General features: G+C 41.5%; 15 protein-coding genes and 2 riboswitches. Of the genes, 3 read left to right on the top strand and 12 right to left on the bottom strand.

Features of this window, described 5'->3' with window-relative positions:
• Window positions 1–121: 121 nt before the first annotated feature.
• From ACPF7I_RS06210 to ACPF7I_RS06175, 8 genes are all read right to left on the bottom strand, one after another.
• Window positions 122–1039, bottom strand: coding sequence for an aldo/keto reductase (locus ACPF7I_RS06210; RefSeq protein ID WP_219986337.1), 918 nt, complete (start codon window positions 1037–1039; stop codon window positions 122–124).
• A 157-nt stretch (window positions 1040–1196) separates the two neighbouring features.
• On the bottom strand, window positions 1197–1967 hold the full coding sequence (locus ACPF7I_RS06205) for a YhfC family intramembrane metalloprotease (protein WP_430744248.1): 771 nt from the start codon (window positions 1965–1967) through the stop codon (window positions 1197–1199).
• A complete protein-coding gene (locus ACPF7I_RS06200; RefSeq protein WP_430744249.1) occupies window positions 1964–2590 on the bottom strand; it encodes an SdpI family protein in 627 nt (208 codons plus the stop codon). The genes ACPF7I_RS06205 and ACPF7I_RS06200 overlap by 4 nt, the downstream gene beginning before the upstream one ends.
• Window positions 2587–2865: an autorepressor SdpR family transcription factor gene (locus ACPF7I_RS06195; protein WP_430744250.1), complete on the bottom strand. Its 279-nt coding sequence runs from the start codon at window positions 2863–2865 to the stop codon at window positions 2587–2589. The genes ACPF7I_RS06200 and ACPF7I_RS06195 overlap by 4 nt, the downstream gene beginning before the upstream one ends.
• A 140-nt stretch (window positions 2866–3005) precedes the next feature.
• Window positions 3006–3968: a UV DNA damage repair endonuclease UvsE gene (uvsE, locus tag ACPF7I_RS06190; protein ID WP_430744251.1), complete on the bottom strand. Its 963-nt coding sequence runs from the start codon at window positions 3966–3968 to the stop codon at window positions 3006–3008.
• 70 nt (window positions 3969–4038) lie between these two features.
• Window positions 4039–4356 carry a YbjQ family protein gene (locus ACPF7I_RS06185; protein WP_004890869.1) on the bottom strand — a complete coding sequence of 106 codons (318 nt, stop codon included), beginning with the start codon at window positions 4354–4356 and terminating at the stop codon, window positions 4039–4041.
• Window positions 4357–4466: 110 nt separating this feature from the next.
• A complete protein-coding gene (cysI, locus tag ACPF7I_RS06180) occupies window positions 4467–6182 on the bottom strand; it encodes an assimilatory sulfite reductase (NADPH) hemoprotein subunit (RefSeq protein ID WP_430744252.1) in 1716 nt (571 codons plus the stop codon).
• An 11-nt stretch (window positions 6183–6193) separates the two neighbouring features.
• Entirely contained in the window at window positions 6194–7969 is a 1776-nt protein-coding gene (locus tag ACPF7I_RS06175; RefSeq protein ID WP_430744253.1) for an assimilatory sulfite reductase (NADPH) flavoprotein subunit, read from the bottom strand.
• Between the two features lie 136 nt (window positions 7970–8105).
• On the opposite strand from ACPF7I_RS06175, the gene ACPF7I_RS06170 reads away from it, so the two are divergent.
• On the top strand, window positions 8106–8987 hold the full coding sequence (locus tag ACPF7I_RS06170) for a LysR family transcriptional regulator (protein WP_430744254.1): 882 nt from the start codon (window positions 8106–8108) through the stop codon (window positions 8985–8987).
• Window positions 8988–9018: 31 nt separating this feature from the next.
• Here ACPF7I_RS06170 and ACPF7I_RS06165 read toward each other — a convergent pair whose 3' ends face one another.
• On the bottom strand, window positions 9019–9198 hold the full coding sequence (locus ACPF7I_RS06165; RefSeq protein ID WP_430744255.1) for a small acid-soluble spore protein H: 180 nt from the start codon (window positions 9196–9198) through the stop codon (window positions 9019–9021).
• Between the two features lie 82 nt (window positions 9199–9280).
• Window positions 9281–9937, bottom strand: coding sequence for a hypothetical protein (locus ACPF7I_RS06160; protein WP_430744256.1), 657 nt, complete (start codon window positions 9935–9937; stop codon window positions 9281–9283).
• A gap of 36 nt (window positions 9938–9973) precedes the next feature.
• A riboswitch (cyclic di-GMP riboswitch) is annotated at window positions 9974–10056 on the bottom strand.
• Window positions 10057–10186: 130 nt separating this feature from the next.
• On the opposite strand from ACPF7I_RS06160, the gene ACPF7I_RS06155 reads away from it, so the two are divergent.
• The gene (locus ACPF7I_RS06155) at window positions 10187–10897 is read left to right on the top strand and encodes an NAD-dependent deacylase (protein ID WP_430744257.1); all 711 of its coding nucleotides are present in this window, start codon (window positions 10187–10189) and stop codon (window positions 10895–10897) included.
• A 55-nt stretch (window positions 10898–10952) separates the two neighbouring features.
• On the opposite strand, the gene ACPF7I_RS06150 is transcribed toward ACPF7I_RS06155, so the two are convergent.
• Both ACPF7I_RS06150 and ACPF7I_RS06145 read right to left on the bottom strand, forming a co-directional pair.
• Window positions 10953–12356: a PH domain-containing protein gene (locus ACPF7I_RS06150; protein WP_430744258.1), complete on the bottom strand. Its 1404-nt coding sequence runs from the start codon at window positions 12354–12356 to the stop codon at window positions 10953–10955.
• Entirely contained in the window at window positions 12346–12798 is a 453-nt protein-coding gene (locus ACPF7I_RS06145; RefSeq protein ID WP_430744259.1) for a PH domain-containing protein, read from the bottom strand. The genes ACPF7I_RS06150 and ACPF7I_RS06145 overlap by 11 nt, the downstream gene beginning before the upstream one ends.
• A 171-nt stretch (window positions 12799–12969) precedes the next feature.
• Window positions 12970–13084, top strand: a riboswitch (TPP riboswitch).
• 107 nt (window positions 13085–13191) lie between these two features.
• Between ACPF7I_RS06145 and thiC the strand changes: the two genes are divergently transcribed.
• On the top strand, window positions 13192–14880 hold the full coding sequence (gene thiC / locus ACPF7I_RS06140) for a phosphomethylpyrimidine synthase ThiC (protein WP_430744260.1): 1689 nt from the start codon (window positions 13192–13194) through the stop codon (window positions 14878–14880).
• The last annotated feature ends 14 nt before the right edge of the window (window positions 14881–14894 follow it).

The raw sequence follows: 14894 nt of genomic DNA, 5'->3' as shown, positions 1-14894 counted from the left end.
TTTTCTGCCAAGAAGAGTACTCCATATTATCATACTGACACTCCCTCTAACGTAATCACTACTTTTTCGAATAAAAAATAAAAACACTTTTTCGGCAACTGCCAAAAAAGTGTTTTCGTCATTACGGCAACCGATGACCTGCCGCACGATAAATCTCGTACCACTCTTGTCGAGAGAGTTGCACATGACTTGCTTGGCAAATGTCTTTTAAACGAGCGGAGTTTGTTGTGCCAACGATCACTTGCATGTTCGCTGGATGACGCAAAATCCAAGCGACGGCAATGGCTGACTTGCTTACTCCTTTTTCCTCCGCTAGCCGTCCGAGTACTTCATTAACTTCCGGAAATTTCTCGTTGTCAATAAACACTCCTTCAAAAAAGCCGTATTGGAACGGGGACCACGCCTGTATCGTAATATGTTTGAGACGGCAATATTCTAAAATATGTCCGTCACGGTTAATCGCGCCGTCAAATAACGTATTCGCTTGAATGCCGCTTGTCACTAAATTCGCATGCATCATACTGAACTGCATTTGGTTCGCGATAATCGGCTGGTTGACATATGCTTGCAATAGCTCGATTTGCATACTATTGAAGTTGCTCACCCCGAAATGACGGACTTTTCCACTTGCATGTAGACGATCAAACGCCTCTGCTACTTCTTCTGGCTCCATCAGCGTATCCGGCCGGTGTAAAAGCAACATGTCTAAATAATCGGTTTGAAGTCGCTTCAATATGCCATCAACGGATGTCAAAATATGCTCTTTTGATAAGTCATAATAGCCATCACGAATCGAACATTTGCTTTGAATGCGGATTCGTTCGCGCAAATGCGGGCGGGAAGCAAGCACTTCACCGAACAGCTCTTCACAACGTCCTTTTCCATAAATATCTGCATGGTCAAACATCGTAATTCCTGCTTCAATCGCTTCGTCTATATACCGCGATAGCTCAGAAACAGACATTTCCGAAATTCGCATGCATCCTAGCACAATTTCTGATGCTGTTAGGCTAGAGTTACCAATGTTCATTTGTTTCAATTGTCCATCCTCCTCTTTTACTTTCTTTTCTATTATACTTTCGCTTTAAGTCTGTTTCTATGGCGAACTGCACTCCGATTAACTGAACAGCGGATAAAATTCTCCCTCATGCCTTTGACACGAGCATAAGGGAGAGGCAATATGTTTTACAACTTTTTTAATGAAACTTTTCCGCTATACGTCGAATAAAGACGAGCGAAGCGATGGCAATGAAAGCAAGAATCGTTTCTACAATCCAAACATTTGAAATGATTTTCACTTGATATAACGCAGGGACGACATCAATTAATGCATGAATCAAAATGGCATACACTACGTAACGGAATTGTCCTTTCCGAACCCCGTATAAAACAAGAAGCGAAAGCGCAACATGAATCGCTATCGCAAATGTTCGCTCGATACCACCTAATACATACATCCAATCAGGCTGATTTAATATCGTTCTGAGCATCTCCACTTGCGTAGCAGGAAGAGAGGAAGCAACTTGATCAAACTGACCTGTTTGAACAAGTTGAGAAATGACCATCATATTCACGGCACTAAAAGCACTAATAAGCACAGCTTCCATTCCTCCATGTCCTAAACCAAATGATAATCCATCTCCATACGTTCGATTGTTTTTTAACATGAAACGAAATCCGACATATCTTCCTATCTCTTCGAACACTCCAGCTGCTAAAGCTCCGTAAGCGACAAACGCCCAAACGCTACTTGTTCCTTTTAACGATGTGCCGCTCGGATCAATCACAAGTATATGCATGCCTTTCTCTAACACTTGTGAAAATAAAACAAAAATAAGCAAGCCGACACCGAACGCTTTCCAAGAAAGCCATCCTTTTTTTCGTCCATATATGATAAGTGCGAAAGGAACAATCAAAGAAAGAAACAATTGAACAAACATCCCAACCAAGTCGATCTCCCCTTTCATTTACGCGAAAATAAATACGACTGGATAAACAAATACATCGTGCCACCAAATACAATGATCATAAGAAAAATAAAGCGCCATACACTTGTTACAAATATCGTAAGCATAATCAACACACCCATGATAACAAACAATTTTCCTCCGACACGGTGCGTTTTTTGCCAAACTACTTCATTTTCTAACGTCCAAGGCGTACGAATACCGAAAAAATAATTCGGTTTAATTTTCGGCATATAATTTCCAAGGACAATGAACAACATTCCAACTCCAATCGGCACAACGACATCGACTCGCACAGGAATTCCGATATTATACGCAAGCGTCACCACATGTATGCTAAATAAAAACAAAACAAATACATGTAAAAAAATGCGATATACTTTTTCAAATTTCTCGTAATTTTCTTTACGTGGATCCACTTTCGGCAAAAAGACGATGAGAGCAACAATTCCTGTTAACAAAATCGGAAATAATAACGAGCCCCACCATTTACTCATAAAGCCATCTGGTTCTCCTGCAACGTTCCAATGAATGGCTACCTCATTCGGCAAATACGGAATAGCTAATAAACTTAAGATATAGCTACATATAATGAGAAAAATAACAAGCGAATGCTTTTTCATGATTCATCACCTTCTTTTTGTAATATGTCATAAAACCAGCTCATTAAATCTTGGAACACCGTTGTGTTTAATGAATAATAAATATGCTGACCAACTCGGCGATCTTCCACTAACTCGGCTTGTTTTAATATTTTTAAATGATGGGAAATGCTCGGCTTTTGCATATCAAAATGCTCGGCAATTTCCCCTGCTGTTAAGTCCCCTTTTTTTAATAAAGAAAGAATTTTTCTTCGGTTTGGATCAGCGATCGCTTTAAATGCTTCGTTAAACGACATCCTTTTTCACCTACTTTCTTTAGATATTTAGATAAATATCTAAATACAGCGCAAAATTAGATATTTAGATAAATTTCTAACCAAATCATACGCTTTGCTACTACATGAAGTCAACATTTTTTCGCTTAAGTTGATCTTTTTTAACGAACGTAAAAACTAGCCCCATCAATCCACTCGATCTCGTCGTACTTTTTCAACTCAGACACAAGACGAAATAACGCCTCGTCCTTTTGTTTCGCCTCAAGCATACAGTCTATATGAGAAACTGTGCCCTTCACTTCATGTAAAAAGTTCATGAACTGCTCAGCGGAAACAAAATCATGGTGGGCACGAAACTGTTTTTCACTTCTTGGGCTAGACATATGCATTTTTAATGGTAGCGGGGAATGAGTCCAACTCGCAGTAACTCTATCCCACTCTACTCTCCAGTCTTGGTCATGATTTGCATCGTGATGATGTAAGTCAAACACGAGGGGAATACCGAGCTTTTCACATAAGTAAAGTGTATCACGCAACGTAAATGTCATATCGTCGTTTTCTAACATAATCATTCGCTGCAATGAATACGGAACACTGCCCCAGTTGTGGACGAATTGCTCAAGCGCTAACTCTTTGTCGTCATATCCTCCTCCTACGTGAAGGACACAGCGGTGAAGCGGATCGATTTTCATTCCTTTTAATAACCTTTCATGCATCCGCAACGTCGCGATCGATGTCCGAAAAATATGCGGATCGGTTGAGTTCAATAAAACAAAATGGTCAGGATGGAAGTCAATTCGCATCGGGTGGTGCGATAAAAATGAAGCCATTTCCTCTAAATCACTTTCGATGCTTTTCATATAATCCCAATCAGACAACTCTTGGTGATTTGCTAAAGGGATGAGCTTTGAACTAAGACGGAAAAAACGAATGTCATGGGCTATGTTATGTTTCAACAATCGTAAACAATGTTGTATGTTTGATTGCGCAATACGTTCTAGTTTACGGATGGCTGCTTCGCGATCTTTTATTTTTAAAAACTGAGCAACTGTCATCGTCTGTGATGGCGAACAGTTTTTAAGATGCCTACTCATCGCTACGTAGCCAAGCCGAATGACTGTCATAAGAAACACCCCCTCGTGTTAGTTTAAACGAGGGGGCAAAAATCCATGCGGTTACATTGAAAAAATGTCGTTACTCCTTCACCTTCACCGCCGTACCTGTCGCAATGCACATCATCATACCATCGCGCAACGTTTCAAAATCAAGATCGACGCCAATGACCGCGTTTGCTCCCATATTGCGCGCTTTTTTTACCATTTCTTCTACAGCCATGTCTCGACCTTCAGCTAACTTGCTTTCGTATGTTCCGCTTCGGCCACCGATGATATCGGTAATGCTCGCTAAAAAATCACGAACAACGTTGGCCCCTAAAATCACCTCACCAGACACTAAACCGAGGTATTGCTCAATTTGCTTTCCTTCAATGCTATTTGTTGTTGTAACGATCATGTAAATGACTCCTTTCTATAAATAAAATTTGCCCCTTTATTATATTCTCGATCGTTTCAAATCATCCTTTTTTACAAACAAATCGGCTCCCAAACAGGAAGCCGATTTGTTTAGTCATGAAAGTTCATTCCATCTGTCGTCTCTTTCACAATGCCCGCACGAATAACGAAGTCGCCAAAACGTTCGCCATGGAGTCGTTCTTTCGCATACCGAGAAAAGAGCATACGAAGTTCAGATAAAATTTCTTTTTCTCCGATATTTTCCCGATACAATTTACCGAGACGGCTGCCATCAAATGCAGCCCCGAGATACATATTATATTTGCCGATCGATTTACCGATAAATGCAATTTCCCCAAGCACATGGCGAGCACATCCGTTCGGACAGCCGGTCATGCGAATCGTTATTTCTTCATCGTGAAGACCGTTTTCTTCAACAATTTCTTCCATTTGATCAATGAGCTTTGGCAAATATCTCTCCGCTTCCGCCATTGCTAGTCCGCACGTTGGTAAAGCCACACAAGCTAACGAATTGCGGCGAAGCGCACTATAATGTTTCCCATCTGTCAATTTGTATTGCTTGATGAGCGCGTCAACTTCTTCTTTTTTCTCACTTGGCACGTTGGCAATGACTAAATTTTGGTTAGCAGTTAGTCGAAAGTCCCCAACATGCACTTTCGCGATTTCCCGTAGTCCTGTCATTAACGGATAATCATCCGTATCTTTCACGCGACCACCTTCGACAAACAACGTAAAATGCCATGTTCCGTTTACACCTTCGACCCAACCATAACGATCACCATTATGCTCGAAATGATATGGGCGCGCTTCCTCTAGCTTCCATCCAAGACGATGCTCTAGCTCAGCCTTCACCACTTCTAAGCCGAGACGGTCGATCGTATATTTGAACCGAGCATGTTTACGCACGGAGCGATTGCCATAATCACGCTGAATCGTAACGACTTTTTCCGCCACGTCGATGACTTGTTCTGGTTTACAAAAACCGATCACTTTCGCTAGCTGCGGATATGTTGTACGGTCGCCGTGCGTCATTCCCATGCCACCACCGATCGCTACATTAAACCCTGCAAGTTTTCCGTTTTCCACAATGGCGATCAAACCGAGGTCTTGCGAAAATACATCGACATCGTTTGACGGTGGTACCGCGATACCAATTTTAAATTTTCGTGGCAAGTAAAGCGCTCCATAAATCGGTTCTTGTTCTACTTCTGGCGTTCCAGCGACTTTTTCTTCATCGAGCCAAATTTCGTAATATGCCCTTGTTTGTGGCAGTAAATAATCACTTAATCTTTTCGCCCATTCATACACTTCTGCATGCACTTCCGATTGGTAAGGATTCGGATTGCACATGACGTTTCGATTGACATCGCCGCATGCCGCTAACGTCGTAAGCAGTGCATCGTTAATGGCTTGGAGCGTTTTTTTCATGTTCCATTTCAATACCCCGTGAAACTGGAATGCTTGTCGTGTCGTAAGTTTCAACGTCCCGTTCGCATACGTCCGCGCCAATTCGTCCATCGCGAGCCACTGTTCAGGCGTCGCCACCCCACCTGGCGTGCGGACGCGAATCATAAATTGGTATGCAGGTTCTAGCTTCTGTTTTTGTCGCTCTGCTCGTAAGTCGCGGTCATCTTGTAAATAACTTCCATGAAATTTCATTAGTCGATTGTCGTCTTCTGGAATACCAGCAGTAATACGGTCTTCCATCGTTTCTTTCAATGTGCCGCGCAAATAGTTGCTCTCCCGTTTAATGCGTTCAACATCGCTTGGCGGTCCATCTGGTGGTGTTAATACAAACTTTTCCATTCATATCCCCCCTAATATACATCGCGCTGATATCGTTTTTGTTTTTGCATCTCAGCTATATACGCTTCTGCTTGTTCGCTTGTCATGTTTCCTTCTTTTTCAATCACATGAATAAGCGTTTGATGTACATCGCGCGCCATATGCTGCTTATCACCACAAACGTAAACGACAGCTCCATCTTCAAGCCAGCAGAACAGCTCCTTGCTTCGTTCTAGCATGCGATGCTGCACGTACACTTTTTGATCTGTATCGCGTGAAAAGGCAACATCCATTTTCGTCAATATGCCGTTTTTTAACCACGCTTGCCACTCTGTTTGATAGAGGAAATCGGTCACGAAATGTTGATCGCCAAAGAACAGCCACGATTTCCCTTTCGCTCCGACCGCCTCGCGCTCTTGCATAAAAGCGCGGAACGGCGCAACCCCCGTGCCTGGTCCAATCATAATGATTGGCGTATGTGTGTCTTTCGGAAGTTTAAAATTCGGATTTTGGTGAACGAACACCGGAAGTTGATCGCCAACGTGTAAACGCTCGGCACAAAACGTCGAACAAACACCTTTTCGTAAACGTCCGTGCGCTTCGTAACGCACTGCACCAACGGTGATATGCACTTCATCAGGATAAGCTAGCAAGCTACTTGCGATCGAATAAAAGCGCGGCTGCAACTTTCGTAATGAAGAGACGAACTGCTGTGGTGTCATCTCCCACGGACCGAAGTCACAAAGAACATCGAGCACATCGCGCCCTTTCATATATTCTTTTCTTTTCGCTTCTTGCTCAGAAGAAAGGAGCGAATGGAAGTCTGGATGGCGTGAAAACGAAACGAGTGATTTCAATAATTGTTCAGTTAATACAGTAATTTCTAATCGGGAAAGGAGTGCTTCATACAACGTTTCCTCTTTTCCTTCAACAGAGACGCATGTGTTACCGCTCCATTTCATCTCCTGAATGATGAGATCAATAAGCGCTGGATCGTTTTTCGGAAAAATACCGAGCGCATCGCCTGGTTCAAACACAAGACCTGAGCCTTCTAGCGATAATTCAATATGTCGCGTTTCTTTGTTTGAGCCGCGTCCATTTAAATTGATATTTTCTAATACTTCCGCTTGAAACGGATGTTTTCGTGAATAAATAGTCGTTGGTTTGGCTTGTGCAGATGAAGTTGTTGCTACGGAAATGGCTCCTTGCTTATCTAACTCGCCAAGCACTCCCTCTAGCCATTTTTTTGCTTTTTCTTCATAATCGACGTCACAATCGACGCGTTCGTACAACCGCTTTCCGCCTAGCTCTTCTAGCCGTTTATCAAAATCTTTTCCCGTTTTACAAAAATGGTCATACGACGTATCGCCAAGCGCCAATACCGAGAAGCGAAGGTGATCGAGTTTTGGTGCGCGCTTGCTATGGAGGAATTCATAAAACGATAAAGCATTGTCTGGTGGTTCTCCTTCTCCGTATGTGCTAACAACAATAAGCAACGTATTTATTTTTTTCAACTCGTTCGGCTTAAAATCAAGCATAGAGGAAACAGTAACATAAAACCCGCGATGTTTAAGCGCTTCTCCTACTTTTTCCGCTAGTTTTTGCGCGTTTCCTGTTTGCGACCCGTAAAGGACGGTCACTTCCTTCGTTACGGATGCTTCTTGTTGAAACGCTCCGGCCGAATCGGTTGCGGCTAAATACCCGCTTAGCCAAAGTTTTTGTGCTGGATTTAACGTTGGCCAAAGCCGATTGAGGAGCTCAACTTGTTCTTCATTAAATGGACTGTTTGTCACTTGAAATGGCAACATCTCTCACCTCTCGTTTTTCTACTATTCCTATAAATCAAGTATGTTTTATTTGACTTTACCGTAAAAAATAAAATTAGTAAAATAAATATAAATTATCAGAACTATTTATTTTTTTAATAATTAAGGAGCGAGGGATATGTACGAACAATTAAAAACGTTCATTACGCTAGCTGAGGTGAAAAATTTCACAAAAACAGCGGAAATTCTCCATCTATCTCAACCGAGTGTAAGCTCGCACATAAAAAATTTAGAAAAAGAGTTTCAAACAAAACTGTTCATTCGTTCACCAAAAGAGCTGCAAATGACGCCAACGGGAGAACTGCTTTATGATCGAGCCAAAAAAATGATCACGTTATACGAACAAACGAAACAAGATATTTTGGAACATCACGACTGCGTGAAAGGAACATTAAAAATTGGGGCTAGTTTTACAATCGGGGAATACGTACTACCTACCTTTTTATGCGCCTTACAAAACGATTATCCAGAATTACAATTGGAAGTGATCATCGGCAACACAAAAGAAATTGTAGAGCTCGTTCGTACGTATCAAACACATATCGGTTTAATTGAAGGTCAAACAAATGAAAAAGAGCTTGTGGTGTACCCGTTTATGCAAGATGAGCTAGTCATCGTTGCGTCTAATGATCATCCTCTCGCTCACAAACAGGAAGTATCGATAAACGATTTACAAAACCAACTATGGATTACACGCGAATTAGGATCTGGAACACGTGAATATTTTAACCATTTTATTCGTTCAAATGGGTTAAAAGTGAAATCACTAATCATTATTAGCAGCAATCAAGGAATAAAGGAAACGTTAATGCACGGAAACGGTTTAGCCCTCCTTTCACGTCATGTCATTGAACAGGAGTTGAATCATAAAAACCTATCGATTGTTTACGTCAAACATTCTCCTTTTTATCGAACATTTTCTTATCTTTACTCACCGACAATGAAAAACAACAAACTTGTACACTTGCTTATTGATTTACTCCAACAAAAAAGGATGTGACAAACAAGTTGCTTTGTCACATCCCCATCTCTTAATGTTCCTCTAGCTGTGACACTGGAACACGCTGTTGATTTTCCGGATTGTCTAAAAAATGGATTGTTGCCATTTCCGTTTGTGCATCGACATGTTCAATGTATACGGATTTTCCGTCATACGTTACATGTTTCATATCAGGCGACTGAGCAATTTGTTGCGCACGTGTTACGTTCATGTTGTTTCCCTCCCTTCAAACGATTATTATCATCTACGTTTCACGTTAAAAATATACAAAAAAAGAGCACCACAAGGCGCCCTTATAACAACTCAAGCAACTTCTTTTTATTTTGTTGTACTTTTTCTTCTAACATTTTCACTTTCTCTTTTAACGCTTGCATGTTGGCGTCATTTGCAGACACCTTCTTTTCTAATGCACGCATTTCATTTTTGACTGCTTTTAATTGATTAGAGGTAGAAATAAGTTTTCCCATCCATTTGTCTAGTTCTTCTTGTTTTTGCGCTTCATCGTCTTCATCCGATTGCACGACAGTTGATTGTTCAGTCGTAGTCACAGTAGCGCTATCTTGCTCATTGACTACTTGTGTCGTTTCCTCTGTTGTTTGTTCACTTTGTAGTTGTGTTGGTTCTGCAGTTGGTTGTTCTTTCAGCGTGCTAAACGCTTCAAGCGCTGTTGTCACTTCATTTAAACGCACGTCGATCTTGCTTAACTTTTTATTTAATTCGGCAAGTTTATTTTTCAACATTTGTTCTTCTTTTTTCTTTTTCGCTAACTCTTGTTTTTTCTTTACTTCTTCCTTTTTCTGTTTAGCTACCTCTTTCTTTTTATTCGCTTCTTCTTTTTTTGCAACAACTTGACTTTTCTGAACATGTTTTGCTCCATCATGCTTTGCTGCAAAAGCTGGGGAAGCAACGAGCATCGATGCTAGTAAAATTGGTAATCCTTTTTTAAACATTACCCTTTCCTCCTTTTCATATGTATGTTTTTTGGTAATGGCAGCTGGCTGGCATAGGTATCCCGTTAGCCCCTATAGCTTTGCGACGCTAAGTTTCCTTAGCTGTGCCTTTACTTTTATTATACTGCTCTTATTTTTATGCACATGGATCGAAAGTCCTCATTTTTCTCATAAACATATGTGAAAATAAAGGAAGAAAAGGGCGAAGAAAGAAGTAGGTATTAGTAGATAAATAAGGAGGCGTACAGAATGCTAGAAAAATGGTTGAAAGAGTCTTCGTATACGGTCGTATTTACTGGAGCAGGAATGTCTACAGAAAGCGGGCTTCCCGATTTTCGTTCCGCAAAATCGGGGCTTTGGCGCACGAAAAATCCGCAACAATTAGCAAGTACACATGCTATGCAACATAACCGAGATGAGTTTATCGCATTTTATCAATATCGTATTCGTACGTTGCTTGAATGCCAGCCACATATCGGACATATCATTTTAGCTAATTGGGAGAAGCGAGGACTCGTCCATCAAATCATCACGCAAAATGTCGACGGCTTTCATCAACAAGCAGGCAGTACAAATGTCATTGAATTACACGGAACGTTACGAACGGTTCATTGCTCGCGCTGCAAACAAACATACGATGCAAAACGGTATGTGGAGGAACAGTTTCAGTGTACATGCGGCGGCTTTTTGCGCCCTTCCGTTGTTTTATTCGGGGAATCGTTGCCGTATGATGCGTTTGAACAAGCATGGACAGCAGCCAAACGGGCAGATTTATGGATTGTACTCGGCTCTTCTTTACAAGTGTCACCAGCTAACGAACTTCCTGTCATCGCAAAACGAAGCGGGGCCAAATTAGTGATTGTGAACATGGAACCGACGCCATTAGATGATTGGGCGGATTTGCTTATACATGGTCGCAAAATTGGAGAAGTGTTGCAGGAAATTGACGAATTACTTTAAAAAATAAGTGTGTCCCAAAAGCGTGCTCTTTTGGGACACTTGAAATATTTCTTTTTCATGCCTTATTTCCCAAAAACCATTCGTATATTGCTTGTGCCTCATGTTCGTCCACATCAACGACTTTTTTGCGTATGCCTGGCATGACAGTCGCACGTACTGTACATAACCCGATTCGTTGTTGCGTACGAGTTTGCGAGACCGTTAATGACTGAATACGATGTTTTAACATATATACCGTTTTTATCGTCAGCCATCCACTTCGGAGTGCTAGCTGCTCACTTTTAATCGATACTCCTGCTCGCTTATAACTTCGATAGCCGACATATACTGCGGGCAAAAGGAGAAGGAGCGGTTCAAATCGCTGAAACAATACGATTGTGATGACCGGAATGAGCATAACCGTATAGAGCGACCTCAGCATATAGCGCCAACGGGCACGTGTACATAGCGATCGGAACGAATCGTCCAAACGATATTCAGAAAAACACGCCGCAATAAGAGAAGCGACTTCATTTTTGCAAACAAGCGGAAACAGCACGAGACTGCCATGTTTTCCATCATCAAGTGCTCCTCCGGCATGAATGAGATGAACAGACACATAACCGAACAAGTGCCGAATCGGACTTTCCTTCACTGCAATGGCTTGAACGCGCTCAATCGATGTAGAAATGCTCTTTTTTTGCAGCAATCCTGTTGTTATCGTTATCGTTTTGTTTTGTTTGACAACCGTAAAATTCATATAGCGAAAAAGATGTCCGATCACAGACAACACGTAAGCGATCATGAGAACGACAAACAAAAAGATGAGTGCAGAAATTGTATCGTCAGCGCGAAAAAATATGTTTAGCTGTTCAAATGAGACAAAATCATTAAAATCAGAAAGAAATGCACCGATCGTTGCAATGACACCAAAAGCACCACCACTTGTGATAGATAAAAACAATACGTCGCGAAAACGAAGTGTAAAGATGGCATCCGTCTTATCTTCTATTTCTATAAACATGTTTTCTCGTTTTTGGTGATGCACCGCTCGCTCTATTTGCTTTGCTTCTTCTATGGAAACCGCTGAAAGTATTACTTCTGGTTCATCCATTTGCCTGCCAGCTGTTTCAATATGTACTTGCACAACACCTACAAGCCGCTGTAACACCCCTGACGAATGTGAAATACCTTGAATGCGCTCAAACGGAATATACCGTTTCTTTTTCACAAATATCCCTTGTTCAATATACATGTCATTTTCTTCTAAACGATATGTAAATCGCCGCCACGACATATACCCAGCGAGCATAGCGTAAAAAAGAAATAAAAACAAAGGTAGCCAGTCAATGAAAGGATCACCTGTTTTCTCTTTTATTGCTAAAAGTAAAGCAAGCGCCAAAAACGGTCCTTGCTTTAACCGCTTGGTTATGTAAATAACAATCGCAATCGGATGCAACCGTTTCTTTTCATGCATCATTTTCATCTTCCTTCACTAAAGAGGAAATGTAGTAACGCAACTTCTCTGCTTCTTGTTCATCAAGAAATGGAATTTCGTGCGCAGTTGCCGCTGTATAAATGTAAAGTGAAGCAAGTTTTTTCCTTCGTGCTAACGGACCTTGCTTTACATCAACATGTTGAACGCGATGAATGGGAATAAGCGTACGCTTTCGAATCCATACCCCGTGCTCGAGTTCAATTTCTCGCTCGCGAATGATATATCGCCATCGTTCCCATTTCCAGCGCGGAACGAAAAAAACAAACAAAATCGCATCAGCAATCCATAAGCAAACGAGCCCCAAAACAACCCACATAGGAACAAAAAAATGAACAATCACGTACAAGAGAAGGAAAATGATTAAGCGAATAGCCTCATATATGCGCCACACAGACACAGCACGCTTCGATAGAAAATTTTCCACTTTCTTACACACCTTTCTTGAATGCTTCTATCACTGCACTTCTAACATACGAACTCCATCTCGAAATCATCGGTTCATACGTTCACTATGCCCCCCATTTTAACAAGTTTGTCATTTATAACTTTACAACATTTTTATCATATGTTAAATTGTTTTTAAAGTTCATAATTTTTCATCTACTAGGGGAGTCCAATAGCTTGGACTGAGAGAAGAACGCGTGAAAGTTCTTTGACCCTTTGAACCTGATCTGGGTGATGCCAGCGTAGGGAAGTAGATGGCGCGAGTGTTCTTTACTTGTGCTATTTGCGGACAAAATCAGGTTCTCGTTATGGAGCCTGATTTTTTTACGTATTGGCGTTGCTCCAACTAAAAAATGAAAAGGAGCGATTCAAGATGAAAGACTTATTTTCAACAATGCCATTTCCCTCGAGTAAAAAAGTGTATGTGCTCGGAACGCGTGAAGATGTTCGTGTGCCGATGCGGGAAATTCAACTTTCTCCAACCAAAACAGGAACGACGATGCTAGAAAATGAGCCTATCCGCGTCTATGACACGAGTGGACCATACACTGACCCACTTTTCGAGCCGAATATTGATAAAGGATTGCCAAAATTAAGAGAAAAATGGATAACAGAGCGTGGCGATGTAGAAGAATATAGCTCTTCACTATCGAAAATAAACATTCCTTTTTCACCTAGACGTTTTCGTGCGAAAAAAGGGAAAGTTGTGACCCAAATGCATTATGCAAAACGAGGAATCATTACACCTGAAATGGAGTTTGTCGCCATTCGCGAACAGATGGATCCAGAGTTTGTTCGACAAGAAGTGGCAGCAGGAAGAGCAATTATCCCAGCTAATATCAATCACCCTGAGAGCGAACCAATGATCATCGGAAGCAAGTTTCATGTAAAAATTAATGCGAATATTGGAAACTCTTCTGTTACATCCTCGATGGATGAAGAAGTTGAAAAAATGCTTTGGGCTGTTCGTTGGGGCGCCGACACGGTCATGGACTTATCGACAGGAAAACATATACATGAGACGCGAGAATATATCATTCGCAACTCCCCTGTGCCGATTGGAACTGTACCTATTTACCAAGCGTTAGAGAAAGTGAACGGTATTGTCGAAAACTTATCATGGGACATTTACCGAGAAACATTAATTGAACAAGCGGAACAAGGCGTAGACTATTTTACTATTCATGCAGGTGTCTTACTTCGCTATATCCCACTAACAGTCAACCGAACAACTGGTATTGTCTCTCGGGGTGGCTCAATTATGGCACAATGGTGTTTAGCACACCATGAAGAAAACTTTTTATACACCCACTTCGAAGAAATTTGCGAAATTTTAAAAACTTACGATATTGCTATTTCACTTGGGGATGGATTACGTCCAGGCTCAATTGCAGACGCAAACGATGAAGCGCAATTCGCCGAGTTACAAACACTTGGGGAGTTGACAAAAACCGCTTGGGAACATGATGTCCAAGTGATGATCGAAGGTCCAGGGCATATTCCAATGCATAAAATTAAAGAAAATGTCGATAGACAAATTGAAATTTGTCACGGGGCACCTTTTTATACGCTAGGTCCTATCACTACCGACATTGCACCAGGTTACGACCATATCACCTCAGCTATCGGTGCAGCGCTTATCGGCTGGCACGGTACGGCCATGCTTTGCTATGTGACACCAAAAGAACATCTCGGCCTACCGAATAAAGAAGACGTCCGCCAAGGAGTCATCGCCTACAAAATTGCTGCCCACGCTGCTGACTTAGCAAAAGGACACCCTGGCGCACAAACGCGCGATGATGCATTATCAAAGGCGAGATTTGAGTTCCGTTGGCAAGATCAATTCAACTTGTCACTAGATCCTGAGCGCGCACGTGAATATCACGATGAAACGCTACCGGCCGAAGGAGCAAAGCTTGCTCATTTTTGTTCGATGTGCGGTCCAAAATTTTGTTCAATGAATATTTCTCATGAATTACAAAAAACACTACAAAGCGAAGCAATGAAAGAAAAGGCAAAACAATTTGTTGAATATACAAACATCATGCAAGCTGAGAGATAACGCTCAGCTTGCAT

It is taken from the genome of Anoxybacillus dikiliensis, from assembly GCF_050613275.1.
In the GTDB taxonomy this organism is placed as follows: domain Bacteria; phylum Bacillota; class Bacilli; order Bacillales; family Anoxybacillaceae; genus Anoxybacillus.
Note: the sequence above shows the minus strand (reverse complement) of the source record. Positions and strands in the feature narration are given on the sequence as shown.

Excerpts from the sequence above, each read along its gene's own strand:
- ACPF7I_RS06165 (WP_430744255.1), bottom strand. The coding sequence starts at position 9,198 with ATGAACGTAACACGTGCGCAACAAATTGCTCAGTCGCCTGATATGAAA.
- ACPF7I_RS06160 (WP_430744256.1), bottom strand. The coding sequence starts at position 9,937 with ATGTTTAAAAAAGGATTACCAATTTTACTAGCATCGATGCTCGTTGCT.
- ACPF7I_RS06200 (WP_430744249.1), bottom strand. The coding sequence starts at position 2,590 with ATGAAAAAGCATTCGCTTGTTATTTTTCTCATTATATGTAGCTATATC.
- ACPF7I_RS06195 (WP_430744250.1), bottom strand. The coding sequence starts at position 2,865 with ATGTCGTTTAACGAAGCATTTAAAGCGATCGCTGATCCAAACCGAAGA.
- cysI (WP_430744252.1), bottom strand. The coding sequence starts at position 6,182 with ATGGAAAAGTTTGTATTAACACCACCAGATGGACCGCCAAGCGATGTT.
- ACPF7I_RS06185 (WP_004890869.1), bottom strand. The coding sequence starts at position 4,356 with ATGATCGTTACAACAACAAATAGCATTGAAGGAAAGCAAATTGAGCAA.
- ACPF7I_RS06205 (WP_430744248.1), bottom strand. The coding sequence starts at position 1,967 with ATGAAAGGGGAGATCGACTTGGTTGGGATGTTTGTTCAATTGTTTCTT.
- ACPF7I_RS06170 (WP_430744254.1), top strand. The coding sequence starts at position 8,106 with ATGTACGAACAATTAAAAACGTTCATTACGCTAGCTGAGGTGAAAAAT.
- ACPF7I_RS06150 (WP_430744258.1), bottom strand. The coding sequence starts at position 12,356 with ATGATGCATGAAAAGAAACGGTTGCATCCGATTGCGATTGTTATTTAC.
- ACPF7I_RS06175 (WP_430744253.1), bottom strand. The coding sequence starts at position 7,969 with ATGTTGCCATTTCAAGTGACAAACAGTCCATTTAATGAAGAACAAGTT.
- uvsE (WP_430744251.1), bottom strand. The coding sequence starts at position 3,968 with ATGACAGTCATTCGGCTTGGCTACGTAGCGATGAGTAGGCATCTTAAA.
- ACPF7I_RS06155 (WP_430744257.1), top strand. The coding sequence starts at position 10,187 with ATGCTAGAAAAATGGTTGAAAGAGTCTTCGTATACGGTCGTATTTACT.
- thiC (WP_430744260.1), top strand. The coding sequence starts at position 13,192 with ATGAAAGACTTATTTTCAACAATGCCATTTCCCTCGAGTAAAAAAGTG.